Genomic DNA, 24594 nt, shown 5'->3' on the forward strand with positions numbered 1-24594 from the left:
TTTCTCCTGAGGCCGTGTATCGGGGGATGGACCAGGCGACGCTGGACCGGCAGTACTCGCCCAGCTCGCGGGTGCCCAGCCTGGCGGCGTATCTCACGCTGTACGAGCGGCGCAGCGAGGCCGCCCGGCGCGACCATCCGGTACGGGCCGGGCTGCGGTACGGGCCGCACCCCGCCGAGCTGCTCGACTACTTCCCCGGCCGCCAGGACCCCGGGCCGGGCCGGGGCCGGCCACCGCTGCTGGTCTTCGTGCACGGCGGCAACTGGCAGGCGCTGGGCCGGGCCGAGTCGGCGTTCCCGGCGCCGCCGCTGCTGCGGGCGGGTGCGGCGGTCGCCGTGGTCGAGTACGGGCTGGCGCCGGGCACCGGTCTGAACGCGATGGCGGGGATGGTGCGGCGGGCCGTGGGCCGGCTGCTGGACCGGGCGGAGGAGCTGGGGTTCGCCCCGGACCGGCTGTATCTCTGCGGCACCTCGGCCGGGGCGCAACTGGCGGCGATGGCGCTGCTGCCCGGCCCGTACGAGGAGCCTGACGGCGGCCCGGACGTGTCCGGGCGGATCGCCGGGGCGGTGCTGCTCAGCGGGATGTACGACCTGGAGCCGGTGCGGCTGAGCTATGTCAACGAGGCCCTGCGGCTGGACGAGGCCGCCGCTCGCCGCAACAGCCCGCTGCACCGGCTGCCGGAACGGCTGCCACCGGTGGTGATGGCACGCGGCGGCAACGAGACCGAGGAGTACGTCCGCCAGCACGAGCGGATGGTGGCCGCGCTGCGCGGCAGGGCGGAGGTGGCGGAGGTCGTCGCCGAGCGGCGCGACCACTTCGACCTCCCCGGTGACCTGGGCGTCCGGGGCACCGAACTGGGCGACACCGTCCTCGGCCTGCTGGGGCTGGGACCGGAGCGGGGAGGGACGAACGGATGACCGTGGATGAGGGTGCTGGCGAGGTGGGCGGCGGGCGGCCGACCGGAGGGTGCCCGTTCGGGGGCGGCTCCGCGCCGGGGACCACCCCGTACGCCTCCTACGCCCGGATGGACGAGCTGCTGGCACTCCAGCATCCGCTCAGCACGGCCGACACCGAGCCGGGCTTCATCATCATGAGCCAGGTCAAGGAGCTGCTGTTCAAGCTGCTCCATACGGAACTGAGCACGGCTCGGGACCAGTTGGCCAAGGACCTGGTGGACGAGGCGCTGTGGACGCTGCGCCGCTCGGCCCGGGTGCAGCAGGTGCTGCTGGTCTCCTGGGACACCTTCTCGGTGCTGTCGCCGGTGGAGTTCGCCGAGTTCCGGGATGTGCTGGGCTCGGCCTCCGGGTTCCAGTCGGTGGGCTACCGGCGGCTGGAGTTCCTGCTGGGCAACAAGAACCCGGCGATGGCGAGCCCGCATCGGGGCACCGCCGGATATGACGCGGTGGTGGGGCAGTTGGGTGAGCCGAGCCTGTATGACGCGGCGCTGGAGCTGCTGGTGCGGCGCGGTCTGCTGGCGGCCCCCGAGGACGGTCGCAGCGAGAAGGGCGCCGCCGAGCCGTACCGGGTGGGGGCGGAGGTGGAGGAGGCCTGGCGGGCGGTGTACCGGGATCCGGTGCGCCACCGGGACCTGCATCTGCTCGCCGAGGCGCTGATGGACACCGCCGAGCAGTTCGCCCGCTGGCGCTACACCCATCTGCTGACCGTGCAGCGGGTCCTCGGTGCCAAGCCCGGCACGGGCGGCACCGAGGGGGTGGCCTGGCTGGCCGGGATCAGCGGGCACCGCTTCTTCCCGGAGCTGTGGTCGGTGCGCGCCGCGCTCTGAACCGCTCACCGAAGCCGTAGGAGGGAAGGGGAACCATGGAGGGCGGGATCTCGCGCGCGGTGGCCGAGGAGCTGGACGCGGCCGATCCGCTGGCGGCGTTCCGGGAGCGGTTCGTCATCACCGACCCGGAGACGATCTATCTGGACGGCAACTCGCTGGGCCGGCTGCCGGCCGCCACCCCGGAGCTGCTGCGGGAGGTGGTGGAGGAGGGCTGGGGCGGCGGGCTGGTGCGGTCCTGGGGTGACTGGATCGACTGGGGCGCGCGGCTCGGGGACCGCCTCGCCGAGGGAGTGCTGGGCGCCCGTCCCGGTGAGGTGGTGGTGTCCGACTCGACCTCGGTGAACCTCTACAAGCTGGCCGCCGCCGCGCTGGACGCGGCCCCGGGGCGCGGCACGGTGCTGATGGACGCCGAGGACTTCCCGACCAACCGCTATGTGCTCCAGGGGCTGGCCGAGCAGCGCGGGCTGCGGTTGCGCCGGCTCGCCTCGGATCTGGACGGCGGCCTGGACCCTGAGGTGCTGCGGGCGGCGCTGGACGGGGATGTGGCGCTGGTGGTGCTGTCGCTGGTGTCGTACCGCAGTGGGGCGCTGGCGGACATGGCGGCGGTGAACGCGCTGGCCCGCGCGGCCGGGGCGCGGGTGCTGTGGGACCTGTCGCACGCGGCCGGGGCGGTGCCGGTGGAGCTGGCGGCGACGGGCGCGGAGCTGGCGGTCGGCTGCACCTACAAGTATCTGAACGGTGGCCCCGGTTCGCCCGCCTTCCTCTATGTGCGGCGGGAGCTGCACGAGGTGCTGCGGCAGCCGGTGTGGGGGTGGTTCGGGCAGCGGGAGCAGTTCGCGATGGGGCCGGAGTACGACCCGGTGGCGTCGATCGGGCGGTTCCTGGTGAGCACCCCGCCGCTGTTGTCGCTGGCGGCGATCGATCCGGCGCTGGCGGTGGTGGAGGAGGCCGGGGTGGCGCGCATCCGGGCCAAGGGCCTGTTGCTGGGCCGGCTGGCGGACGCCCTGGCGGACGACTGGCTCGCCCCGCTGGGGTTCCGGCCGGCCTCGCCGCGCCCGCCGGAGCTGCGGGGTTCGCATCTGTCGCTGCACCATCCGGAGGCCTGGCGGATCTGCCAGACGCTCGCCGCGGAGGCCAAGGTGGTGTGCGACTACCGGACCCCGGACCGGCTGCGGATCGGCCCCTCCCCGTTGTACACCCGGTTCACCGAGGTGTGGGACGCGCTGGACCGGCTGCGCGAGGTCGCCGCCCGGGGCGCCTACCTCTCCCGCCCGCCCGGACTGGCCCGGGTGACCTGATCGCGACCCCTCACCCCCGTACCTCTCACCCGTTCAAGGTCTCGCCTATCTCAATTGTCTTACTTGTCTCGCTTGGGAGCCCTGATGGCAGACGTGTCCCCGCTCACCACCGACGGCCTGGTCCGGATCCTGTTCGGCTCCTCGGCCTTCCAGATGCTCAACGCGGGCCGGAACCTCGGCCTGTTCCGGCTGCTGCGGAGCAGTCCCGGGCTGACCGCGCGGGAGGTCGAACAGGAACTGGGGCTGGCGGAGCGGCCGGTGCAGATCCTGCTGCTGGGCACCACCGCGCTGGGCCTGACGGTCCGCGAGGGCGAGCACTACCGCAACGCCGGTCTGCTGGACGGGCTGTTCGCCGACGGCACCTGGGAGATCATCGACGATCTGATCGACTACGAGGAGCGGATCGTCCGCCCCGCCGAGGTGGACTTCACCGAGTCGCTGCGCGCCGACACCAATGTGGGTCTGCGACGGATCAAGGGCAGCGGACCGGACCTGTACCACCGGCTGTCCGCCGACCCGGAGCTTGAGCAGTTGTTCTACCGCTGTATGCGGTCCTGGTCGCGACTGTCCAACCCGGTGCTGGTGGAGAAGGCGGATCTGACCGGGGTGCGCCGGGTGCTGGACGTCGGCGGCGGCGACGGGGTGAACGCCATCGCGCTGGCCGAGGCGAACCCGGGGGTCTCCTTCACCGTGCTGGACCTGCCGGGCACGGTGGAGATCGCCCGGCGCAGGATCGCCGAGCGCGGCCTCGCCGACCGGATCGAGGTGCGGGCCGCGGACATCTTCGCCGACGACTATCCGCCGGGCCATGACTGCGTCCTCTTCGCCAACCAGCTGGTGATCTGGTCGCCGGAGGAGAACACCCGGCTGCTGGGCAAGGCGTACGCGGCCCTGCCGGAGGGCGGCCGGGTGCTGGTGTTCAGCGCGATGTCCGACGACAGCGGCGACGGCCCGCTGTACGCGGCGCTGGACAACGTCTACTTCGCGACCCTGCCCGCCGGGAGCAGCACCATCTACCGGTGGGGCCAGTACGAGGAGTGGTTCGCCGCCGCCGGTTTCGTCAAGCCGGAGCGGCTGCCGGGCGGCCGGTGGACGCCGCACGGCGTGATCAGCGCGGTCAAGTGACCGCCGTACGGGACGACCAGTGCCCTGAAGTGACCGCCCCGCGCCGTGGCGGTGCGGTCGAGTGACGCCCCCGCGGCCTTCCCGCGGGGCACCTGCGAGCCAATCGGAGCCCGAACCATGTCCCTGACTGCCCCCGGCGCCGCCGAGACCGGCCCGGGCACCTGCCCCCACATGATGGACCCGCCGCTGCTGGCGGACCCGTTCGGCGGATACGGCCGGCTGCGCGAGCAGGCGCCGGTGGTCCGCGGCCGGTTCGTCGACGGCACCCCGGTGTGGTTCGTCACCCGCTACGAGGACGTCCGGCGGGTGCTGCGCGACCCCCGGTTCGTCAACACGCCCTCGCACGTCCCCGGCCAGCAGGGCGCGGACCCGCGGACCAGCATGATGGACCTGCTCAACGTCCCCCACCAGCTGCGGGTGTATCTGCTGGGCTCGATCCTGGACAGCGACCCGCCGGACCATCCCCGGCTGCGCCGGCTGGTGACCCGGGCGTTCGCCGCCCGCCGGATCCTGGATCTGCGGCCGGACATCGAGCGGATCGCCGAGGAGCTGCTGGCCGGGCTGCCGGAGCGGGCGGAGCCGGACGGCGCGGTCGACCTGCTGGAGCACTTCGCCTATCCGCTCTCCATCCGGGTGATCTGCGAGCTGGTCGGCATCCCGGCGGCCGATCTGGACTCCTGGCGGGAGTGGGGCGGTGACCTGGTCTCAATGCGGCCCGAGCGGCTGGAGCAGTCCTTCCCGGTGATGATCCGCTACTGCCATGAGCTGATCGGCGAACGGCGGGCCGCGCTCCGCGAGGACCTGCTGAGCGCGCTGATCCGGGCGCAGGACGACGACGGCAGCCGGCTCAGCGACACCGAGATGGTCACCATGATCCTGACCTTGGTGCTGGCCGGCCACGAGACGAGCGCGCATCTGATCGGCAACGGCACCGCCGCACTGCTCACCCATCCCGAGCAGTTGGCGCTGCTGCGCAAGGACCCCGCGCTGCTGCCGCGCACGGTCCATGAGCTGATGCGCTGGTGCGGTTCGGTGCAGGTGGCCAGGCTGCGGTACGCGACCGAGGACCTGGAGCTGGCCGGGGTGCCGGTCGCCCGGGGTGACGCGGTCCAGCTGGTGCTGGTGTCGGCCAACTTCGACCCGCGCCACTACGCCGAGCCGGACCGGCTGGACATCCTGCGCCACCAGGAGGGGCAGGCGGAGAACCATGTCGGTTTCGGCCACGGCATCCACTACTGCCTGGGCGCGACCCTGGCCCGGCAGGAGGGCGAGGTGGCGTTCGGCACGCTGCTGGAGCACTACCCGGAGCTGGCGCTGGCCGATCCGGAGGGCGAGCTGGACCGGGCCCGGCTGCCCGGGAGCTGGCGGCTGAACTCGCTGCGGCTGCGGCTGACGCCCTGAGCGACCGGGCCGGGACAGAGGTGAGGGGCCGCCCGTGGTGGGCGGCCCCTCGGGGAGGCGGCCGGTGCGGCGGCCTCGGGGAGGCGGCCGGAGCGTGGGCCCGCCCAGCGGCGCGGGCGCGGGTCAGGGGCCGATCTCGTGGGCGGCGGCCCGGTCGAGGGCGACCAGGATCCACTCCTCGAAGTCCCGCTCCATCCGGGAGGCCGCCTCCCGCCAGCGCTCCACCCGGTCCGAGGGGGCCGAGATACGGGGCAGGCTGGCGCGTTCGGGTGCGCTCACCGCCCGGTTGCCCTGGCGGCTCTGGCGCAGCTGGGCACGGAGCTGGTTCCTGGACCAGCCGTGCTGCTCCGCGCGGTCGAGCCAGGCGTCTGCCTCGGCGGGTGGCAGCGAGGTGACCTCGGCGTGGTGGCCGAAGCTCAGCTCCTCGCGGCGCCGCCAGAGCTCGAAGTGCCGGGCCACCCAGGCGTAGTTGCGCAGGGTCTGGTAGTCCAGCCCGGCGGCCTGCACCCCAGTCTGGTAGCGGTCGGCGTAACGTTCCTGCCCGTAGACCATCCAGTCCCCCAGACACCAGGCCGAGGAGTCGGCGATCTGGAAGATGTGCGCTCCCGCCTTCTGCCACCGGTCGTACGGCAGGCCCACCGGGATCTTCAGCCCGACCCGGGTGGTCAGGATGCGCTCCTGGCCGGGATCCCTGCGCGGCGCGGACCTGGCGGCCCCCCGCCGGCTGACGGGTAGCCGCCGGTCGTCCTGGTCGTCTCTGGCGATTTGCTGCACGCATCCCCCTGCCATCGAGGCACCGACACATCTCGCACCAGCCGTTTTCGGCCCACGGTTTGCCCAGTCGAGGACGTAAGCCCGAAAAACCGTAGAACAGCTTTTGAGATCGAGTCAATGTGCGTTTCCGGTCAGTGCGCGGCAGTTCGGCGGGAGGTCCGGAAATCGTACTTCCGAATAGGTAACTTCATTCTGTGGTAATGGGTTCGCGGGCGGGCACGGGGGCGGGCCGCCGGAGCCTCAGCCCTCCTCGCCCGCGGACCGCACGGCCGCCTCGACACCGTCGAGGATGACCTGGAGTCCGGCCAGGAAGGCCTGGCGGGCCTCGCGTTCGGCGGGCGACCCCTCGGCCTCGCCGGCCTCCTCGGGCTGCCCGGCTCCGGCGGGCCGCTCGGCGGCGGGGGTGGCCCGCGCCTCCAGGGCCGCCAGGGCGGGGAAGCGCTCGGCGAAGTCGGGGGCGACCTCGGCCAGCAGCGCCGAGCGGACCGACCACCACTCGTCGTCGGACACCCCGGTGGCCGCCGCCGCCTGCCGCTGCTCGGCCGCCACCCGGGCCATCCCCCGGACGAACTGGAACAGCAGGGCGATCACCCGGCGGACCCGCAGCGGCTCCAGGCCGATGCCGCCGAGGATCCGGACCACCGTCTCCAGCTGCGCGTACTCGCCGGGGCCGAGCACCGGCCTGGCCTGGGAGACCGAGAGCACCCACGGGTGGCGCAGATAGAAGTCCCAGGTGTCGTCGGCCCAGCCGGTGATCGCCGGGCGCCAGCCCGCAGCGGTGCCGTAGACGGTCGGCAGCTCGGCCAGCACCCGGTCGTGCATGAGGTCGACCAGCTCGCTCTTGCTGGGCACGTAGGTGTAGAGCGCCATGGCGGTGCGCCCCAGCCGGCTGCCCACCGCGCGCATCGAGAGGGCGTCCATGCCCTGCTCGTCGGCGAGTGCGATACCCGCGGCCACGATCGTGTCGACATCCAGCCCCGGCTTGGGCCCGGGCGCCGCCCGGGTGGCCGCGGAATCGGCCGAGCGCCAGAGCAGAGCCATCGAGCGACGGGCGTCGCCCTGTCCGGCAAAAACGACCACCTTGCAACTCCTTACCGCATAAAGTAACCTCCACCGGGCAACTCTTTACGGTGTAAGCATATCAGGTGAGCGGCGTACGCGGCCCTCGCCCGTGCCGGGACGGCCTGCCGGCGTCGGACCGCCGTCGCCCGGTGGGCGCGGCGGGCACCGCGGGCAAGAGAGAAGGACTCATGATCACAGTGCGAGGTCTGGCCCGGCAGTTCGCCGTGCGCGGGCGGACCGTCGACGCGGTGAAGGGCATCGACTTCGACGTGTCGGCCGGCGAGCTCGTCGGCTTCCTCGGCCCGAACGGGGCCGGCAAGACCACCACCCTGCGGATGCTGACCACCCTGCTCCGCCCCACCGGCGGCACCGGCACCGTGGCCGGCTGCGACCTGCTGGCCGACCCGCAGGGCGTCCGGCGCCGGATCGGCTATGTCGCCCAGGGCGGGTCCTCCTGGCCGGAGGCCCGGGTGGCGGAGGAGATCGAGACCCAGGCGCGGCTGTACGGGCTGTCCCGGGCCGAGGCCAGGCGGCGCGGGGCGCTGCTGGCCGACGAGCTGGACCTGGCCGACCTCGGCCAGCGTCCCACCAAGACGCTCTCCGGCGGCCAGCGCCGCCGGCTGGACATCGCCCTGGGGCTGGTCCACGGGCCGGAGCTGGTCTTCCTGGACGAGCCGACCACCGGGCTCGACCCGCAGAGCCGGGCCAACCTCTGGGACCATGTGCGGCGGATGCGAGCCGAGCAGGGCATGACCGTCTTCCTCACCACCCACTACCTGGACGAGGCCGACGCCCTGTGCGACCGGATCCTGGTGACCGACCACGGCACGATCGTCGCCGAGGGCACCCCCGACGAGCTCAAGTCACGGGTGGCCGGCGACGCCGTCACCGTGGAGGTCGCCGACCGGGCCGAGGAGGCCGCCGAGCTGGCGCACCGGCTACCCGGCGCGCACGAGGTCACCGTCAACGAGACGACCGTGCGGTTCCGGGTGGCCCGCGGTGACACGGCGCTGCCGGAGCTGCTGCGCACCCTGGACGCCCAGGACATCACCATGACCTCGGTGAAGGTCAACCGGCCCACCCTGGACGATGTGTTCCTCAGTCTGACCGGCCGTTCGCTGCGCGACGGCGAGCGCCCCGACCCGGCCGTGGAGGCCACCCATGCTGCGTGACACCTGGCTGATCTTCACCCGCGACATGACGCTGTCGCTGCGCAGCCCCACCTGGCTGCTGATCGGCATCATGCAGCCGCTGCTGTACCTGTTCCTGTTCGGTCCGCTGATGGTGACGGTGGCCGAGCACACCCCCGGCTTCCCCTCGGGTGACGCCTGGAAGGTGCTGACCCCGGCCCTCATCGTGCAGACCGCGCTGTTCAGCGGGGCGTTCGCCGGGGTCGGGCTGCTCACCGAGTACCGGGTGGGTGTGGTGGACCGCTTCCGCACCACCGCCGCCAGCCGGTCCGCCCTGCTCTTCGGCAAGGTCCTGGCCCAGGCCGTGCAGGCCGCCGCGCAGTCGGTGCTGATCGTGCTGGTCACCCTGCTGGTCTTCGACCTGGACGCGCCGCTGTCCGGGATGCTGCTCAGCCTGGCCATCGCCGCGGTGCTGGCCATCGCGCTGTCCTCGGGGTCGTACGCGCTGGCGCTGATACTCAAGAGCGAGGCGGCGTTCCCGTCCCTGATGAACGCGGTGCTGCTGCCCCTGCTGCTGCTGTCCGGCGTGCTGCTGCCGGTCACCGAGGAGATGGCCCCGAGCTGGCTGTACAACCTGGCCCGGATCAACCCGCTGACCCATGTGGTGGACGCCGAGCGGGCCGCGTTCCGGGGCGACTGGGACTCGTCCACCCTGCTGACCGGTTCGGTGGTGCTGCTCCTGCTGGCCGCCCTGGCGCTGCTGTGGGGCACCCGGACCTTCCGCAAGGAGAACGCCTGACCCTCGCCGGGCCGCGCCCGCCGCTCAGCGGCCGGTCCTGAGCCCGCGCCAGTCCCGGGGGACATCCCGTACGCGGCCTTGCAGGCGCGGCTGACACGGGACGCGGAGGTGAAGCCCCGGCGGCGGGCCACCGACTCGATGGTCCGGTGGCCCGCCGGCACCGGGACAGCGCCCGGCGGCACTCCTCCAGCCGCCGGGCACCCGCCCAGTCCCTGAAGCCGACCCCGGACCGGGCCGGCACGGCGTGGAGGTGGGTAGGACCTGTTCCGCGGTCCGGCGGAGGCCTCCGGCTTCGGCCCATTGTGGGAATCTACGAAGAGCCGGGCCCGGCCCCCAGTCCCTTTCATGCCTTCCTTTCCTGGCTGAATCCACTCGGTTGGCTGTGTACTCCTTAGCGGTGGAGCACCCGCGCACGCCCCCACCACCGTTACCGACAAGGAGTCACCGTGACCGCACACATCCAGGAAGCCGGCGTCCAGGACCTGGAGCACGCCTGGCTGAACGAGGCGATCGACCTCGCCACCCGCAGTGTGGCGGGCGGCGGCGGTCCGTTCGGCGCGCTGGTCGTCAAGGACGGCCTGGTGGTGGCCAGCGGGAACAACCAGGTCACCGCGACCCTGGACCCGACGGCGCACGCCGAGGTCAGCGTGATGCGGGCCGCCTGCAAGCAGCTGGGCGACTTCTCGCTGGAGGGCTGCGTTCTGGTCACCTCGTGCGAGCCCTGTCCGATGTGCCTCTCCTCCGCGCTGTGGGCGCGGATCGACCGGATCGTCTACGCCGCCGACCGGCACGACGCCGCGGTGGCCGGTTTCGACGACCGCCGCTTCTACGAGCTGTTCGACAAGAAGCCCGCCTCGCTGTGGCCGATGCCGGTCGAACAGCTGGACCTGCCGAACCGCACGGCGCCGTTCGACGCCTGGCTGGCCAAGTCGGACCGCGTCGACTACTGACCCGGCCCCCTTTACTCTCCCCCAACGGCGACCGGCGGCCGGTCTACCGCCGGTACACCCGTCGGGGTCGGCCGGAGCGCGGGCGGGGACGGGGACGGCGACCGCCGGGAGGATACCGGGCGGTCGCCGTGTCGCACTCGCGGGGCGGCGGGGGCTCAGCCTGCCGCGTGGGCTCCGATGAAGTGCTTGGCGTAGACGACGCCCAGTCCGTACGCGCCGGCGTGCGCCTTGACGATGTCCATCACCCCGTCGTAGGTCTCGGTGCGCGCCCAGTCCCGCTGGAGCTCCAGCAGCACCTGCACCCAGGTGACGGTGACCGCACCGGCCCGGCTCATGCGCTCCAGGGCGTGCTCGTGCGCCTCGGGGGTGACGCCGCCGGAGGCGTCGGCGACCACATACACCTCGTACCCCTGGCTGAGCGCCGACAGCACCGGCATGACCAGGCACACCTCGGTCCACAGCCCGGCTATGACGATCTTGCGGCGGCCGGTGGCGCGGACCGCCTCGACCAGGTTCGGGTCCTCCCAGGCGTTCATCGAGGTCCTGTCGATGAGCTTGTGGTCCGGGAAGACCTCGGTGAGCTGCGGCAGCGCCGGTCCGGAGAAGGACTCGGCGGCCACCGTGGTGATGACGGCCGGGACCTCGAAGAGTCTGGCCGCCTTGGCCAGTCCCATGGTGCTGTTGACGACGGAGGTGCGGTCGCCGCTGCCGGTGCCGAAGAACATCTGGGGCTGGTGGTCGACGAAGAGGAAGACGGCGTTGTCGGGGGTGAGCAGGTCGGGGCTGGGGGCGGCGGTGACCTGGTCGAGGTCGAGCTCGGGCATGGGTGCTCCTGGTGTGGGTGGTGTCAGGGGGTCGGATCCGGCGCGGGTCAGAGCTGGTAGAGGGCCTTGCGGAGGGCGCTGACGGCCAGGGTGATCGCGGCCTCGGCGCCCTCGGTGGAGCGCAGGGCGTCCAGCATCACGAAGTCGTGGATGACGCCCTTGACCCGTACCGCGGTCACCGGCACACCGGCGGCCCGCAGCCGGTCGGCGTACGCCTCGCCCTCGTCCCGCAGGACGTCGGCCTCCGCGGTGATGACCACCGCGGGCGGCAGACCGGTCAGCTGCTCGGTGGTGGCCCGCAGCGGGGAGGCGGTGATCCGGGCGCGCTCGGACTCATCGGTCGTGTACTGGTCCCAGAACCACTTCATGGCGTCGCGGCGCAGGAAGTAGCCCTCGGCGAACTCCCGGTAGGACGGGGTGTCGAAGGAGGCGTCGGTGACCGGGTAGAAGAGGACCTGGAGGGCGAGTTCCAGATCGCCGCGCTCCTTGGCCATCAGGGTGAGCGCCGCCGACATGTTGCCGCCGACCGAGTCGCCGGCCACCGCGACACGGGTGGCGTCGAGCCCCTTGGCGGCGCCCTCCCGCGCGACCCACCGGGCCACCGTGTAGCTCTGCTCGATCGCCACCGGGTAGCGGGCCTCGGGCGAGCGGCTGTACTCGGGGAAGACGACCGCCGCGCGGGCCCCCACGGCGAGCTCCCGCACCAGGCGGTCATGGGTGTGCGCGTTACCGAACACCCAGCCCGCGCCGTGGATGTAGAGGATCACCGGCAGCGGCCCCTGGTGCCCGGCGGGGCGCACGATCCGGGTCGGCACCGAGCCGGTGGGCCCGCCCTCGACGGTCACCCACTCCTCGTCGACCTCCGGCTTGGCGACGGCGCCGGACTGGACCTCGTCCACCGCCTTGCGGCCGTCCTCCACGGGGATCTCGTAGAGGTAGGGAGGGTGGGCCGTGGCGGCGGCGAACTCCGCGGCAGCGGTCTCCAGCACCGGCGGGCGGCTGGGCTGATCGCTCGTCTCGGACATCGGTTGTCACCTTTCATCGGTCGTGATGGGTCGTCATCGCTCGTCACGGGAACGCCGGAGGGCGTGGGTACGAGGGGGGTACGGGGGGTACGGGGGTGGGGCGCGCCGGCCGGGCCTCAGAGGGTGCGCCGCACCCCTGCCTGCCGTTCCAGGTTGCGCAGTTGTACGGAGAGGTCGCCGTCCACGGCCTCGCCGGCCGGGCCCTTGCGTCCGACGAAGAGGACCTCCTCGCCGGCCATGTCCTCCAGCATCAGCGCGAACGCCGCGAACATCGCCACGGCCGCGAGGAGGAGGCCCAGGGCCCCGGAGACGAGGCCGGCCCAGTGCGCCCCGGTGAGGTTGGCCAGCGCCGCCGCGGTGAACCGCGGTACCGCCGCGCACAGCACGAACCACATCACCCGCTTGCGGTGCGCCACGGTCGCCATCAGCAGGGCGAACAGCGCGAAGACCAGGTTGAGCGCGCCGAGCACCCGGGTGCCCTGGGGCGGGTCCACGGCCAGCACCAGGGCGCTGGCCAGCCAGGTGCCGGAGAAGCAGGACATCAGCGAGGCGGCGAGCACATCGCGCGCCCCGAAGGCCAGGACGGCGACGACCAGTTGGAGAACGAAGGCGGGGAGGATGGCCAGCGCCACCGCCCGGTGGGCGCCCTCGCCGAACAGTCCCAGCTGCATGCTGCCGACCAGGACCGAGGCGATGGCCACGGCGAAGAAGCCGACCGGCATCGGGGAGGCGATGGGACGCAGGGTGATCCGGGTCATCCGCCGCAGATCGGGCTCGAAGTGCCGTCCGGAGGAGCGGGATTGCTCCAGGTGGCCGGAGTCTCCGGGGTGTCCGGGGGCGGTGGCGGGATCGTCGCTCATGGTGGCCTCTCTGGTGTGCCGTGGGTCGCGGTGGCGGGCGGGTGCGTCACCGGGGCACCGGCGGCGGGTCGGCCGGCCGGTGGAGCACCGCCCGGGTCAGCAGCCCGCTGCCCACCCCGGCGGCCGTGGCGAGTACGGCCCACCAGGGCGCCCAGGGCGCCAGCCCGAGGGCGGCGTCCAGGGACCAGGCGCCGGGGCCGGTGGCCGACAGGGCGGCCGCCGCCACCACCAGGACCAGGGGGTACTCGTAGCCGTCGTTCTGCACCCACAGCCCGTGCCGCCACTTGACGGTGAGGGCCACGGTCATCACGCCCATGGCGACCATGGCCGCCAGCGGGGTGAGCAGGCCGGCGGCGAGGAACAGGCCCGAGCCGATCTGGCCGGCACCGGCGGCCAGCGCGGTGAGGGCGCCACCGCGGAAGCCGTCGCCGCGGAACTCCTCCATCCCTCCCCGCAGTCCGTGTCCGCCGAGGTGGAAGCTGATCTTCTGCACCCCGTGCCCGGCGATCAGCACGCCGATGACCAGGCGGAGCACCAGCAGTCCGGCGTTCATGAGCCGAAGCAGGGGTCGAAGCCGCCGGGCCGCGGCTCGGGGTCCAGCCCCCGGGCCACCCGCCACTCGTGGTGCCGGGCCGACTCGGCGACGGCCTCCGCCATCATCGCGGCCTGCCGGGCGCCGCTCGCACCGGGCACGCTGCCGCGCGTGCCGGACCGGGGGCCGGACTGGTAGCCGCCGAAGTGCGCGACCGGGCTCCAGGCGGGGGTGACCGGTTCGCGGGGCTCGTCCAACCCTTCGTACTCGGCGGTCGCGTGCACCACCCGGCCGCCGACCACGGTCAGCACCGACTCGATGTGCGGGATGTCCTCGTCCGGGACGGTGAAGTAGTCGTCGGACAGGACGGCGAGGTCGCCGTAGTACCCCTCGCGCAGGATGCCCTTGACGCCGTCCTCGCCGGTGAGCCGGGCCCCGCCGCGGGTGTACAGCTCCAGTGCCCGCTCCCGGCTGAGCAGATTTCCCGGCGGGTACAGGGCGAGGCCGCCGACGGTCCGGCCGGTGACCAGCCAGTGCAGCGCCACCCAGGGGTTGTAGGAGGAGACCCGGGTGGCGTCGGTTCCCGCGCCCACCGTGATCCCCTGGTCCAGCATCCGGCGGACCGGCGGGGTGCGGGTGGCGGCCGCCGCCCCGTAGCGGTCGATGAAGGCGCGGCCCTGGAAGGACATCCGGTTCTGCACCGAGATCCCGCCGCCCAGTGCGGCGATCCGCTCCAGACTGGCGTCGCTCACCGTCTCGGCGTGGTCGAACAGCCAGCGGTTGCCGGCCGGGAACAGCCCGTCGGCGGCGAGCCGTTCGAAGACGGCGAGATCGCGGCGGATGGTCTCGTCATAGGTGGCGTGGAGCCGGAAGCCCCAGCCGTTCTCCATCAGCAGCCGTACCGCCTTCTCGAACTCGCCCTCGTATCCCGCGGCGAGTTCCGGGCGCGGTTCGGTGAAGTTCTCGAAGTCGGCGGCGGCCCAGGTCAGGTTCTCCCCCGCTCCGTTGAGCCGCAGCCAGCCGTCCCCGTCCTCGGGGCGGACCGTCTCGATCCAGCGGGTGAGGTCGGCCAGCTCCTGCCCGGCGGTCTGCGGGAACAGGTGGTACGCGATCCGCAGGGTCAGCTCGCCGTCCCGGGCCAGGTCGGTCACCGTACGGTAGTTGTCGGGGAAGTTCTGGAAGCCGCCGGCCGCGTCCACCGCGGAGGTCAGCCCGAACCGGTTCAGCTCGCGCAGGAAGTGCCGGGTGGAGGACCGCTGTTCGGCCGGGTCAAGGGTCGGGGCCTTGGCCAGGGTGGAGTAGAGGACCAGCGCGGAGGGCGCGGCCAGCAGGACGCCGTTGGGGGTGCCGTCCCGGCCGCGGACGATCTGCCCGCCCGGCGGATCGGGGGTCTCCCGGGTGAAGCCCGCCGCCCGCACGGCAGCCCGGTTCAGCAGGGCCGACTGGTACAGGTGCAGGACGAAGACCGGGGTGTCCGGGGCGGCCGCGTTCAGCTCGGCGACCGTGGGCATGCGCCGCTCGGCGAACTGCTCGGCGGTCCAGCCGCCCACCACCCGTATCCACTGCCCCTTGGGGGTGCGGCCGGCCTGCTCGCGGAGCATGGCCAGCGCCTGCCGCAGCGAGCGGACACCGTCCCAGCGCAGCTCCAGCACGTAGTTGAGGCCGCCGCGGATCACATGGAGGTGCGAGTCGTTGAGGCCGGGCACCACCCGCCGGCCGAGGGCGTCCACCACGGTGGTGGACGGCCCGGCCAGCGGGGCCAGTTCGCGGTCGTCGCCGAGTGCGACGATGCTGCCGCCGCGGATGGCCACACCGCGCGCCTCGGGCCGGGCCGGGTCGCCGGTGTGGCACCGGGCGTTGCGAATCAGCAGATCGGCGGGTTCCTCGGCGCCCGCGGACGGCACCAGGCCGGCAACCGGCATGCTGGTCACGTCGCTCACCTCCGGTGAAGTCGTCGGGGCTCCGGCCGATTCGCCGGGCCCGGAGTGGTGAGTTCACCGTAGGAGCGCAGGTCGGGAGGGGTCTGTGCCCACCGCGCAGAGGACTTGACCAGGGGCGAACAGCCCCGCCGCGGCAGCGGTACGCCCGGCGGAGTCGGGTACGCGCGGCCGGACGCCCGCCCAGCCGGCGGCCCGGGCCCGGCGTCCCCGGAGGCCCTTACATGTACGCGCCCCGGACGCCCGCTCAGCCGGCGGCGCGGGCCCGGCGTGCCTCGCGGCCGGTACGTATACGTGCCCCGGGCGCCCGCCCAGCCGGCGGTCCGGGCCTGCACGCGCCCCCGGGCGCCCGCTCAGTCAGCGGCCCGGGCCCGGCGTGCCTCGCGGCCGGTACGTATACGTGCCCCGGGCGCCCGCCCAGCCACCGGTCCGGGCGCGGTGAGCGCTCAGCCACCGGTCCGTTCGCGGGGGACGGACTCGGCCACCGCCAGCCGCCGCCATGCGCGGGGAGGGGTGAGTCCGTAGGCCGCCCGGAAGCGGCGGCCGAAGTGGCTGGCGCTGCCGAACCCGGTGCCCGCCGTCTGCACGGTGGCGGAGACCACCGAGGGCTTCCGGAGGCCGCGCGGGTGCTTCGGTGCGGCGCACCTCGAAGCCGGTGGTGCCCTGCGACCGGAACAGCACCCAGGCAACCCCGGGGTGGTTTTCCCCGTCTCCGAGCCCGAGAGCACGTTCGAACCCCGAATCTGCTCGCCCATCACGGGGGTTGAGGAGGAGCCTTGATAGCTGGCCGGAACGCATGGGCCACCGCGGCGGCGGTGCTCACGGTGGCGGGGGTGATGGCGCCCGCGGTGGCGCACGCCGACCCGGTGCCGCCCGACACCCGCGCGACCACCACGGCGCGCGGCACCACCGGGAACGACCTGCCACCCGGCTGGCGGGTCACCGGCGCGGACGGGGGCAACCAGCTGGAGTGGCGCTCGCCCCGGCCGGTGCCGCACGGTGATGCCCGGGTGGAGTTCCACGCGAACGGCCGACTGGTGGGCGTGCCCGAGGCCGCGAACGACGGGCGGACCTTCCGGCTCCCGCTCGAAGCCACCGGTGGCGCCGACCTGAGCGCCCTGGAGGTCCAGGCGGCCGGACGCCGGCTGGACGAGGGGCCCGGCGGCGAGAAGCGCGGGCGCCGCGCCGCCAAGCCGCCCAAGGTGACGCTGCCGCCCCAGCTGCCCGCCGGGGCCGTGGACCCGGGCAAGCCGGGCTCGTACGCCACCACCACCGGCGAGTACGCGCTGCCCTCGGTCAGGTTCCCCGGCCTGCCCGCGGCCGTGGAGATGCGCGGGGTGGTCGTGGCGCCGAAGGGCGCCCCCGGCAAACGGCCCGTCGCCCTGTTCCTGCACGGGCGGCACTCGACCTGCTATGTGCCCGGGAAGGAGGAGACCTCCATCGACTGGCCGTGCGCCAAGGGCAGCAAGCCGATCCCCAGCCACCGCGGCTACCTCCGCGACCAGAAGCTGCTGGCCTCCCAGGGCTATGTGACGGTGTCGATCTCCGCCAACGGTGTCAACGGCCAGGACGGGGAGCTCGAGGACGCCGGTGCCCAGGCCCGCTCCTCGCTGGTCCGCGCCCATCTGGCCCGCTGGGCGCAGTGGGCGGCCGACCCGGCGAGCGCGCCGGAGGCCGTACGCAAGGGACCGAAGGCGGACCTCTCCAAGGTGCTGCTGGTCGGGCACTCGCGTGGTGGTGAGGGCGTCAACCGCGCGGCCATGGACAGCCTCTACCCGCCGCCGCCCGCGCAGGACGGCGCCAAGGGCAAGGTGCGCTGGACCATCCGCGGCACCGTGCTGATCGGGCCCACCATCTTCGGCCAGAACCCGGTCGCCGACGTGCCCTCGCTGACCATCCTGCCGGGGTGCGACGGCGATGTCTCCGACCTCCAGGGCCAGGTGTACGCGGACGGCACCCGCGGTGTGAGCCAGGGCAAGGCCCTGCACAGCTCGGTCTACATGGTCGGCGCCAACCACAACTACTTCAACAGCGAGTGGACGCCCGGTCAGGCGCAGGCACCGGCCGGGGACGACTTCTACGACGACTCCGAGACCCCCGACCCGCTGTGCTCGCCGAAGGCTCCCGGTCGCCTCACCGCGGACCAGCAGCACCGGGCAGGCGCCACCTACATCGCCGCCGCGGCCCGGCTGTTCGCCGCCGGTGACGACCGGGTGCGCCCGCTGGTGGACGGCACCGGACGGCGCGCCCCGTCCGCCGACCCGGCCCGGGTGCTCAGCCACGCGGTGGGCGCCGGGCGCGGCGCGGGCCTGCTGCCGGACGGAGCGGTGACGGTGGCCGGCGACGGCCGGCTCTGCGACGCGGTCGCCCCGGGACGGAGCGCCTGCCTCGGCGAGAACGCCCCCGGCCAGTCCCCGCACTTCGCCCGCTGGGTCCCGGAGCACGAGGCCGGCCGCCGGGCGGTCGCCCTGTCCTGGAAGAAGCCGGGCACCGCGACCCGGATGACCCCGGGCAAGCCGCTCTCCGCCAAGGGCGCCGAGTCCCTGGCGCTGCGGCTGGCGGTCCCGCCGAACAGCGGCGGCACGAAGTTCGACGTGGCGGTCAAGGACGCCGCCGGCAAGCGGGCGGTCCTCGGCGGCGTACGCCTGGACGGGCTGCCCGGCACCGACCGGACCGCCTCCTACTGGGCGCAGGAGGTGCGGGTCCCGCTCAGCGCGGCGGTCCGCGCCCGGCTCGACCTGGGCAAGGTCGCGTCCCTGGAGCTGATCCCGCGCTCCGGCTCCGGCCAGGCGCTGCTGATGGACGCCTGGGCCTGGCGCCCGGGGACCCCGGCGGTGAGCAGCGCGGCGCTCACCCGGGTCGACATCGGGCGGCTGACCGTCAAGGAGGGCGACTCCGGCGTCCGCACCTACCAGGTGCCGGTGTGCACCACCGGCAAGGGCACGGGCACGGTCCGGCTGTACGTCGTCGACTCGGCCACCGGGAAGACCACCGGCCGGGTGGCCCAGGTCGGCCCGGGCACCGCGGGCATCAAGGTGCAGATGAAGGTCAAGGGCAACAAGCGGTACGGCTGGGACGAGGCCCAGACCATGGTGGTGAAGGCCGTCAAGGGCGCCGTGGTGGGCTCGGAGTCCGGTGGGGTGCTCGCCAAGAACGACGACCCGATGCCGAAGGTGACCGTGCGGCCGGTGGCCGCCTCCGTCACCGAGGGCGCGGCGCTGACCTGGCGGGCCTCCCTCTCGGCGCCCGCGGACGTCGACATCTCCGCGTTCGGCAAGCTGGTGCCGGTCACCGGCGGCCGCCCGGAGCTGTCCACCGCCGACGTGGACCGGGAGTGGCTGGCCGAGCTGGTGGGCGAGGTCCCGGGCACCGCGGTCCCGCTCTCCCGGCTGGACGCTTCGCTGTGGCTGAACATCCCGGCCGGTGAGACCAGCGGGGAGCTGACCGTTCCGACCGTCAAGGACGACGTGGCCGAGCCGGTCGAGCATGTCCGTATTGCCGCCCTCCGCGGCGACCAGGACGAGACGGTGGGCCAGCCGCTGGAGGGCACCGTCCGCGACGCGCCGTGACCGGCGCACCGTAACGCGACGGCGGGGCCGGGGGCTCCGGGCATCCATCCGATGCCCGGAGCCCTCCGTCATTCGGAGCCACTGAGGATCCGCAGGGTGTACGGGCCCGGGGACCGCGACGCTCCCCGGCCCGCCCCCGCCCCCTCGGTTCTCCGCCCTCCGCCACGATCCGGCCACCCTCAGGGGCGAGAACCGGCCGGAAGGATCAATCCGGTGGCCGCGGCCGTCAACACGGCCCCGCCTCCCCGTCCCTAGGCTCGGCGCAGCCAAGCACAAAGGACGCATCACGTATGTCTCGTAGAGCCGCCAAGCCGCTGTGGGCCCGCAGGAGATTCGTCGCCGCCTCCGCCGCCGGCGGGGCCGCCGTACTGGCCGGGGTCGGCACCCGGGTGTTCGCCGGTCAGGACGAGGCCTCCGGCCCCCGGGTCACCCTGGTGAACGAGTCCGGCCGCGGCGCGGCCTTCGCCTATGTCGCGGCGAACCTGATGAAGGGGGAGGTCTTCGAGGGGCACGCCTTCCTGGACCCGGCCACCGGGCGGCTGGTGCCGGTGCCCAACCCGTCCGCCGACGGCCAGGACCTCTCGTCGTTCCTGCGACGCTTCCGCATCCCGTTCGGGCAGGCCCTGACCCTGCGGGAGCGGCTGATATCGGGCCGGGTGTGGTTCGCCCTCGACAGCGAGCTGCCCTTCAGCGCCAACCGCCACCCCGGCCGGGCGGCCGGACTGCTGGTGCAGCCCGCGCCCGGCACCCCCTCCGATCCCACCTACGAAATGCTGTGGGACTACTGCGAGTTCACCTACGACCAGCGCGGGATCACGGCCAACATCTCCATGGTGGACGCCGTCGGCCTGCCGCTCGCCCTGAAACTGGAGCCGGCGAGCGGGCCGGTGCAGCAGGTCGGCGGGGTGGGCCCGGGCGGCACCGCGCGCCTCGCCCGCGAGCTGGCCAAGGCCGGCGGCGACTGGGCGGCCTGCCCGGTCCATGACAAGCATGGGCGGCTGGTACGGGTGACCAGTCCCGCCAAGCTGGACGGGCTCGGCACTCGGGTCTTCCGCGGCCACTACGCGGACTACGTGGACCAGGTCTGGGACCGCTACCGGGAGGGCAGGCCGGGGTTGCGGATCGCGCTGGGCGAGGTCTGGCCCGGCAAGACGGTCACCGGCAACACCTCCGGGGACCGCCTGGTCTTCCGCGGCGTCAGCGACGGCTCCCCCGCCTCGTTCCCCCGGCCCGGCACCCATCTCGACCCCCAGCTCACCGGGGCGGCCGCCCGGCGGACCGCGGAGGCCGACATCTTCGGCTGCGACGGCTCGCTGCACGCGATCAACGCCACCCAGCAGGGCCGGATCGCCGCCGTCCTCGGGGCGGCCTTCGCCCGCAGCACCCTGCTGGAGGACGGCACCCACCCGGACATCCCCGAGCGGACCTTCTACCGCGACCAGCCCGTCCACCACTACTCCCGGCTGGTGCACGAGATCGCCCAGGGCGGCCGGGGCTACGCCTTCGCCTTCGACGACGTCAGCCCGGCCGGCGGCAAGGACCTGTCGGGCACGGTCTTCCACTACCGGGAGCCCGACCGCTGGCACCTCACCGTCACCTTGCACTCCCCCGGCACCGCCGCCGCCCCGGGCAAGCCCGCACCGGCCGCACTCGCCGCGCCCACCGGGGTCAGGGTCCTGTCCCGTACGGGGACCACGGCCGAGGTGAGTTGGGAGGGCGCGGCCGGTGCCAGCGGGTACGAGGTCAGCCTGGACGGCCAGCAGGCCGCCTCGGTCACGGCGACCACCGCGACCCTCTCCTCGCTGCGACCGGGGCGGGACCACCGGCTCACCGTCCGCTCGCGCGCCGACGACGGGCGGCTGTCCCCGCCGTCCGCCCCGGTGACCATCCCCGCGCAGCCCGCCACCGGCGGCGGCACCGGTCAGGCCGCCACCGGGATCATCGCCGCCGCCGCGTACACCCGGCAGTCCGGGACCCGCGTCGAGCGCTCCCCGGACACCTCCCCCGGCTCCACCGGCCGGCAGGTGACCTCGGTGTCCGCGGGTGACTGGCTGCACTTCGCCCGGGTCCACTTCGGCACCGCGCCCGCCCGGGTGGTCCGCTGCCGGCTCGCCTCGGGTGCCGCACCCGGGATCAGCGGAGGCATCGAGTTCCGCCTCGGCGGCCGCACCGGGACGAAGATCGCCGAGATCGACCTCTCCTCCACCGGCGGCTGGGGGGCCTTCACCACGGTCCCGATGAATCTCAGCCGCCCGGTCACCGGCGCCCATGAGCTGTATCTGACGTTCATCGGCAGCCGCGCCGACTTCGTCAACCTCAACTGGTTCCGCTTCGACCAGCGTTGACACCGGTCCGGCACCGCGCCGCGCCGCCGTACGGTACGGCTCACCGTCCCGTACGGCGGCATCCGCCGACCGGCCGGCGCCCCGCGCCCGACAGGGCCACCCCACCGAGTCCCTGCCGCCCAAGCCCCCCCGCCGAGCCACCCCACCGAGTCCCTGCCGCCGAAGCCATCTCGCCGAGCCATCTCACCGAGTCCGTGCCGCCCAAGCCGTGCCGCCGAGCCCCTGCCGCCGAGACCGTGCCGCGGCCGGAAAGGACCACCTCCCCATGCCCCAGCCCCACGACCGCGGCCCCCGCCCCGCGGCAGCCCCGGCGCTGGTGCGGCCGTATCTGCGCCACCCCACCCCTCCCCCGCCCGACGCCCCGGCGCACCACCCCGTTCCCGTACCCGCCAGCCCCGTCCAACCCGACGAGCCGACCGCCCGGCTGTATGTGGTGGCGCCTCCGCGTGCGCCGGAGCCGCCCCCTCTCCGGGAGCGGGCGGTGGCGAGGCGCGGGCGCCGGCTCTCCGGGTACGCCCTGGCCGGAGCGGCCGGCTGTGCCGCCGTTCTCGTGGGCCTGGTGCTCACACTCCGCCCGAGCGGCGACCCGCGGCCGGACGCGCTGGTGGTCCCCACCGCGCCTGCGCCCCCGGTACCGACCGGGCCGGCACCCGAGCCGACGCGGTCCTCCGCCGTCCACGGTTCTCCGCGGCCGGACCGGTCGGCTGGGCCCCCGGTGCCGAGCGGCTCCCCCGCCGACGCGGTGTCCCCTTCCTGGGCCGGGTTGCGGGACGTCAGCGCCTCCTCGTCCGGCAGCGATGCGAGTGGAGGCGTGCCCGCGACCGGTCATCCGGCGGCATCCCCCAGCGCCGTGCCGAGCGCGATCGGGCCGGTGCCCGCCGGTTCGGGGGACGGAGCGGTGGTGGTCGACGGGGGCGGGGCCGATGTCTCGGCGGGCGCCACCCTGCGCTTCCGGCTGGACTTCGGCGAGCGGGGGCTGAGCCGGCTGGCCACGCGGCTGCGGTACGAGAGCGCCGACGGCTCCAGCGCGCTGGTCACCGTGCGCCTGGGCTCACCGTCCGCCCCGCCGATCGGCTCCTTCTCCGTGGGCGACACCGGCTCGGCCACCTGGCGGACCGTGCCGGCGGACATCACCAGCACCCGCGACGTCCAGGACGTGTTTCTGACCTTCGGGAGCGGTGCGCGCTTCGTCGTGGACTCGTTCGCCTTCTCCTGATCTCTCTTCCCCTCCGCGGGCCGTACGCCCAGCAGGCCCCGTACCTCCGCGTTGACACCCCGGCGGCCGCCACTTTCAATGTCCGCCATGCACGAGTCGCCGTCGCCCACCGTGGTGGCCAGTTACGCCAGAGCGGTGGTGGACGCCGGGTCCGGCGCGGGCGGGCAGGGAGGCGGGCCGGAGGCCCGTACGGGCGGTCCCGGGGCGCCGACTCGGTGGCCCTCGGCGCAGCGGCTGCCGTTCGCGGAGGTGCGTGCCCTCTGGGATCAGGCCGTCGGCAACGACGGAACCGGCGACGGCTACGGCGATCCGCATGTCGGTCTGGCGCTGGGCGCCCGCATGGGCCCGGGGACGCTGCATGTGCTGGGCCATCTGGTGGTGGGCTGCGCCAGCCTGGTGGAGATGGTGGCCCTGGTCGAGCGCTTCCATCCGCTGGTCAGCCAGGCGGGTGTGATCGTCTCGCACCGGGGCCGGCGGGCGACCCGGATCGCGTACCGCCCGCTGGTGCCGGCGCACACCACCCTGCCGCAGCAGATCGAGGCGATCGTGATCGGCATGGTGACCTCCGCCCGTTGGCTGGCGGGCCCGTCCTGGACGCCGGAGTCGGTGTCGTTCCGCCATCCGGGGCGCGGGGACGGCGCCCTCTTCACCGACGTGGTGGGCGCGCCGGTCGTCTTCGGTGCCGCCGAGAACGCGCTCATCGTGGACAACGCGGACCTGGACCTGGAGCGCGCGCTGCCCGACCCGGAGCTGGCGGCCCTGCACCGGACGCACGCCGAGCGGCTGCTGCGGGATCTGACGCCGCCCTCGGACCTGCCCGAACGGGTGCGGCGCTGGCTCGCGGACGCGGACCTGGAGCGCACCGGACCCAGGGACCTGTGCGACGCACTGCATCTGAGCGAGCGTTCGCTACGTCGGTTGCTGCACGAGGAGGGGACGTCCTGGCGGGCCCTGCTGAACGCGGCCCGCCATGAGCGCGCCCGCCAGCTGCTGGTCCGTACCGATCTCACCCTGGACCGGGTGGCGCAGCTGACGGGACTGAGCGGGGCGGCGGTGCTGGTGCGGGCGTTCAGCCGCTGGGAGGGCGCGACCCCGGGCGCCTACCGCAGGGCGGCGCGGGAGAGGTGAATCCCGGAGAGATCCCTTTCCCCGCGAGGGGAGAGATCCCTTTCCCTCCGAGCGGGAAGATCCCTTTCCACGCGAGGGGAAGATCTATTTCCGCCTGGAGGGAGATCCCTTTCCGCCCGAGGGAAGATCCCTTTCCCCTCACAGGGTTCTCTTTCAGACATCCGGCGGAGATTGTTTCGGCCCCAGGTGATCGCCCCGCCATCGAGAGCCGCCGGTCACCCCGATGAACAGGGAAAGTAAGGCCGCCCTTACTTTCCCTGGATTGGCCGATTACCGGCACGGGCGACCTCTGGACGCCGACTCGGGCACCCACCTAATCTTTGCCTAGCCATCGGCCGGATGGATCACCACCCCCTGCCGAACGGGGTGGGATCATTTCACCGCACCTTTTCGCGCGGTGTTCCCGTGAGCACCCGAGCAGGCCGATGACCGCCATGGACGGACCGCCATGGAGGAATCCATGACCTTCGTGATCGCTGAACCATGCGTGGATATCAAGGACAAGGCCTGTCTGGACGTCTGTCCGGTGGACTGCATCTACGAGGGTGATCGCACCCTCTACATCCAGCCCGACGAATGCATCGACTGCACGGCCTGCGAACCGGTCTGCCCGGTCGAGGCGATTCACCGGGACACCGAACTGCCGGTCGAATGGCAGGAGTACGAGCGCGTCAACGCCGAGTTCTTCACCGCCACCACCGGCCTCGGCACTCCGCACGGAGCCTCCGCGGTGGGCCCCACCGCGACCGACCACGCGTATGTCGCCGCCCTGCCCCGGCCGGCCTCCGCCGGCTGAGGGATCCGACCCACGCCCTGCCCCGTCCGTCCACCACCTT

The 24594-nt window shown here is 73.6% G+C and carries 21 protein-coding genes; 13 read left to right on the top strand and 8 right to left on the bottom strand.

Annotated elements, in window-relative coordinates; genetic code table 11:
- The first annotated feature begins 26 nt into the window (after positions 1–26).
- From M1O15_RS15960 to M1O15_RS15980, 5 genes are all read left to right on the top strand, one after another.
- Entirely contained in the window at positions 27–917 is an 891-nt protein-coding gene (locus tag M1O15_RS15960; protein WP_248634509.1) for an alpha/beta hydrolase, read from the top strand.
- Positions 914–1783, top strand: coding sequence for a tryptophan 2,3-dioxygenase (locus M1O15_RS15965; RefSeq protein ID WP_248634510.1), 870 nt, complete (start codon positions 914–916; stop codon positions 1781–1783). The genes M1O15_RS15960 and M1O15_RS15965 overlap by 4 nt, the downstream gene beginning before the upstream one ends.
- A gap of 35 nt (positions 1784–1818) precedes the next feature.
- Complete coding sequence (kynU, locus tag M1O15_RS15970; RefSeq protein WP_248634511.1) at positions 1819–3081, top strand: kynureninase; 1263 nt, start codon at positions 1819–1821, stop codon at positions 3079–3081.
- Between the two features lie 84 nt (positions 3082–3165).
- Positions 3166–4206, top strand: a complete 1041-nt coding sequence (locus tag M1O15_RS15975) for a methyltransferase (RefSeq protein WP_248634512.1) — start codon at positions 3166–3168, stop codon at positions 4204–4206.
- Positions 4207–4323: 117 nt separating this feature from the next.
- Complete coding sequence (locus tag M1O15_RS15980; RefSeq protein ID WP_248634513.1) at positions 4324–5607, top strand: cytochrome P450 family protein; 1284 nt, start codon at positions 4324–4326, stop codon at positions 5605–5607.
- 123 nt (positions 5608–5730) lie between these two features.
- On the opposite strand, the gene M1O15_RS15985 is transcribed toward M1O15_RS15980, so the two are convergent.
- Together M1O15_RS15985 and M1O15_RS15990 are read right to left on the bottom strand one after the other, a co-directional pair.
- Complete coding sequence (locus M1O15_RS15985) at positions 5731–6381, bottom strand: LmbU family transcriptional regulator (protein WP_308282351.1); 651 nt, start codon at positions 6379–6381, stop codon at positions 5731–5733.
- Between the two features lie 240 nt (positions 6382–6621).
- Positions 6622–7461: a TetR/AcrR family transcriptional regulator gene (locus M1O15_RS15990; protein ID WP_248634515.1), complete on the bottom strand. Its 840-nt coding sequence runs from the start codon at positions 7459–7461 to the stop codon at positions 6622–6624.
- A 170-nt stretch (positions 7462–7631) separates the two neighbouring features.
- On the opposite strand from M1O15_RS15990, the gene M1O15_RS15995 reads away from it, so the two are divergent.
- From M1O15_RS15995 to M1O15_RS16005, 3 genes are all read left to right on the top strand, one after another.
- Positions 7632–8615, top strand: coding sequence for an ATP-binding cassette domain-containing protein (locus M1O15_RS15995; RefSeq protein WP_248634516.1), 984 nt, complete (start codon positions 7632–7634; stop codon positions 8613–8615).
- Positions 8605–9372 (top strand): ABC transporter permease, encoded by a 768-nt coding sequence (locus M1O15_RS16000; RefSeq protein ID WP_248634517.1) that lies wholly within the window; start codon positions 8605–8607, stop codon positions 9370–9372. Before M1O15_RS15995 ends, M1O15_RS16000 begins: the two co-directional genes overlap by 11 nt.
- Positions 9373–9818: 446 nt before the next feature.
- Entirely contained in the window at positions 9819–10322 is a 504-nt protein-coding gene (locus M1O15_RS16005) for a nucleoside deaminase (protein ID WP_248634518.1), read from the top strand.
- 155 nt (positions 10323–10477) lie between these two features.
- Here M1O15_RS16005 and M1O15_RS16010 read toward each other — a convergent pair whose 3' ends face one another.
- The 6 genes from M1O15_RS16010 to M1O15_RS16035 all read right to left on the bottom strand — a co-directional run bounded on the left by M1O15_RS16010 (position 10478) and on the right by M1O15_RS16035 (position 16102).
- Positions 10478–11146 (bottom strand): hydrolase, encoded by a 669-nt coding sequence (locus tag M1O15_RS16010; RefSeq protein ID WP_248634519.1) that lies wholly within the window; start codon positions 11144–11146, stop codon positions 10478–10480.
- A 47-nt stretch (positions 11147–11193) separates the two neighbouring features.
- Positions 11194–12171 carry an alpha/beta hydrolase gene (locus tag M1O15_RS16015; RefSeq protein ID WP_248634520.1) on the bottom strand — a complete coding sequence of 326 codons (978 nt, stop codon included), beginning with the start codon at positions 12169–12171 and terminating at the stop codon, positions 11194–11196.
- A gap of 116 nt (positions 12172–12287) precedes the next feature.
- Entirely contained in the window at positions 12288–13031 is a 744-nt protein-coding gene (locus tag M1O15_RS16020) for a GPR1/FUN34/YaaH family transporter (RefSeq protein ID WP_248634521.1), read from the bottom strand.
- Between the two features lie 46 nt (positions 13032–13077).
- Positions 13078–13584: a DoxX family protein gene (locus M1O15_RS16025; protein ID WP_248634522.1), complete on the bottom strand. Its 507-nt coding sequence runs from the start codon at positions 13582–13584 to the stop codon at positions 13078–13080.
- On the bottom strand, positions 13581–15485 hold the full coding sequence (locus tag M1O15_RS16030) for an amidohydrolase (RefSeq protein ID WP_248634584.1): 1905 nt from the start codon (positions 15483–15485) through the stop codon (positions 13581–13583). The genes M1O15_RS16025 and M1O15_RS16030 overlap by 4 nt, the downstream gene beginning before the upstream one ends.
- Positions 15486–15946: 461 nt before the next feature.
- Positions 15947–16102 carry a hypothetical protein gene (locus M1O15_RS16035; RefSeq protein ID WP_248634523.1) on the bottom strand — a complete coding sequence of 52 codons (156 nt, stop codon included), beginning with the start codon at positions 16100–16102 and terminating at the stop codon, positions 15947–15949.
- A 174-nt stretch (positions 16103–16276) separates the two neighbouring features.
- Here M1O15_RS16035 and M1O15_RS16040 point away from each other — a divergent pair, with 174 nt between their 5' ends.
- The 5 genes from M1O15_RS16040 to fdxA all read left to right on the top strand — a co-directional run bounded on the left by M1O15_RS16040 (position 16277) and on the right by fdxA (position 24554).
- The gene (locus M1O15_RS16040; RefSeq protein WP_443735618.1) at positions 16277–19069 is read left to right on the top strand and encodes a dienelactone hydrolase family protein; all 2793 of its coding nucleotides are present in this window, start codon (positions 16277–16279) and stop codon (positions 19067–19069) included.
- 290 nt (positions 19070–19359) lie between these two features.
- Positions 19360–21414, top strand: coding sequence for a beta-1,3-glucanase family protein (locus tag M1O15_RS16045; RefSeq protein ID WP_248634524.1), 2055 nt, complete (start codon positions 19360–19362; stop codon positions 21412–21414).
- Positions 21415–21679: 265 nt separating this feature from the next.
- Positions 21680–22630: a carbohydrate-binding protein gene (locus M1O15_RS16050; RefSeq protein ID WP_248634525.1), complete on the top strand. Its 951-nt coding sequence runs from the start codon at positions 21680–21682 to the stop codon at positions 22628–22630.
- Between the two features lie 87 nt (positions 22631–22717).
- Entirely contained in the window at positions 22718–23758 is a 1041-nt protein-coding gene (locus M1O15_RS16055) for an AraC family transcriptional regulator (RefSeq protein ID WP_248634526.1), read from the top strand.
- Between the two features lie 460 nt (positions 23759–24218).
- Positions 24219–24554 carry a ferredoxin gene (gene fdxA / locus M1O15_RS16060; RefSeq protein WP_248634527.1) on the top strand — a complete coding sequence of 112 codons (336 nt, stop codon included), beginning with the start codon at positions 24219–24221 and terminating at the stop codon, positions 24552–24554.
- The last annotated feature ends 40 nt before the right edge of the window (positions 24555–24594 follow it).

This window comes from Streptomyces lichenis (assembly GCF_023218175.1).
Taxonomy (GTDB): Bacteria; Actinomycetota; Actinomycetes; order Streptomycetales; family Streptomycetaceae; genus Streptomyces; species Streptomyces lichenis.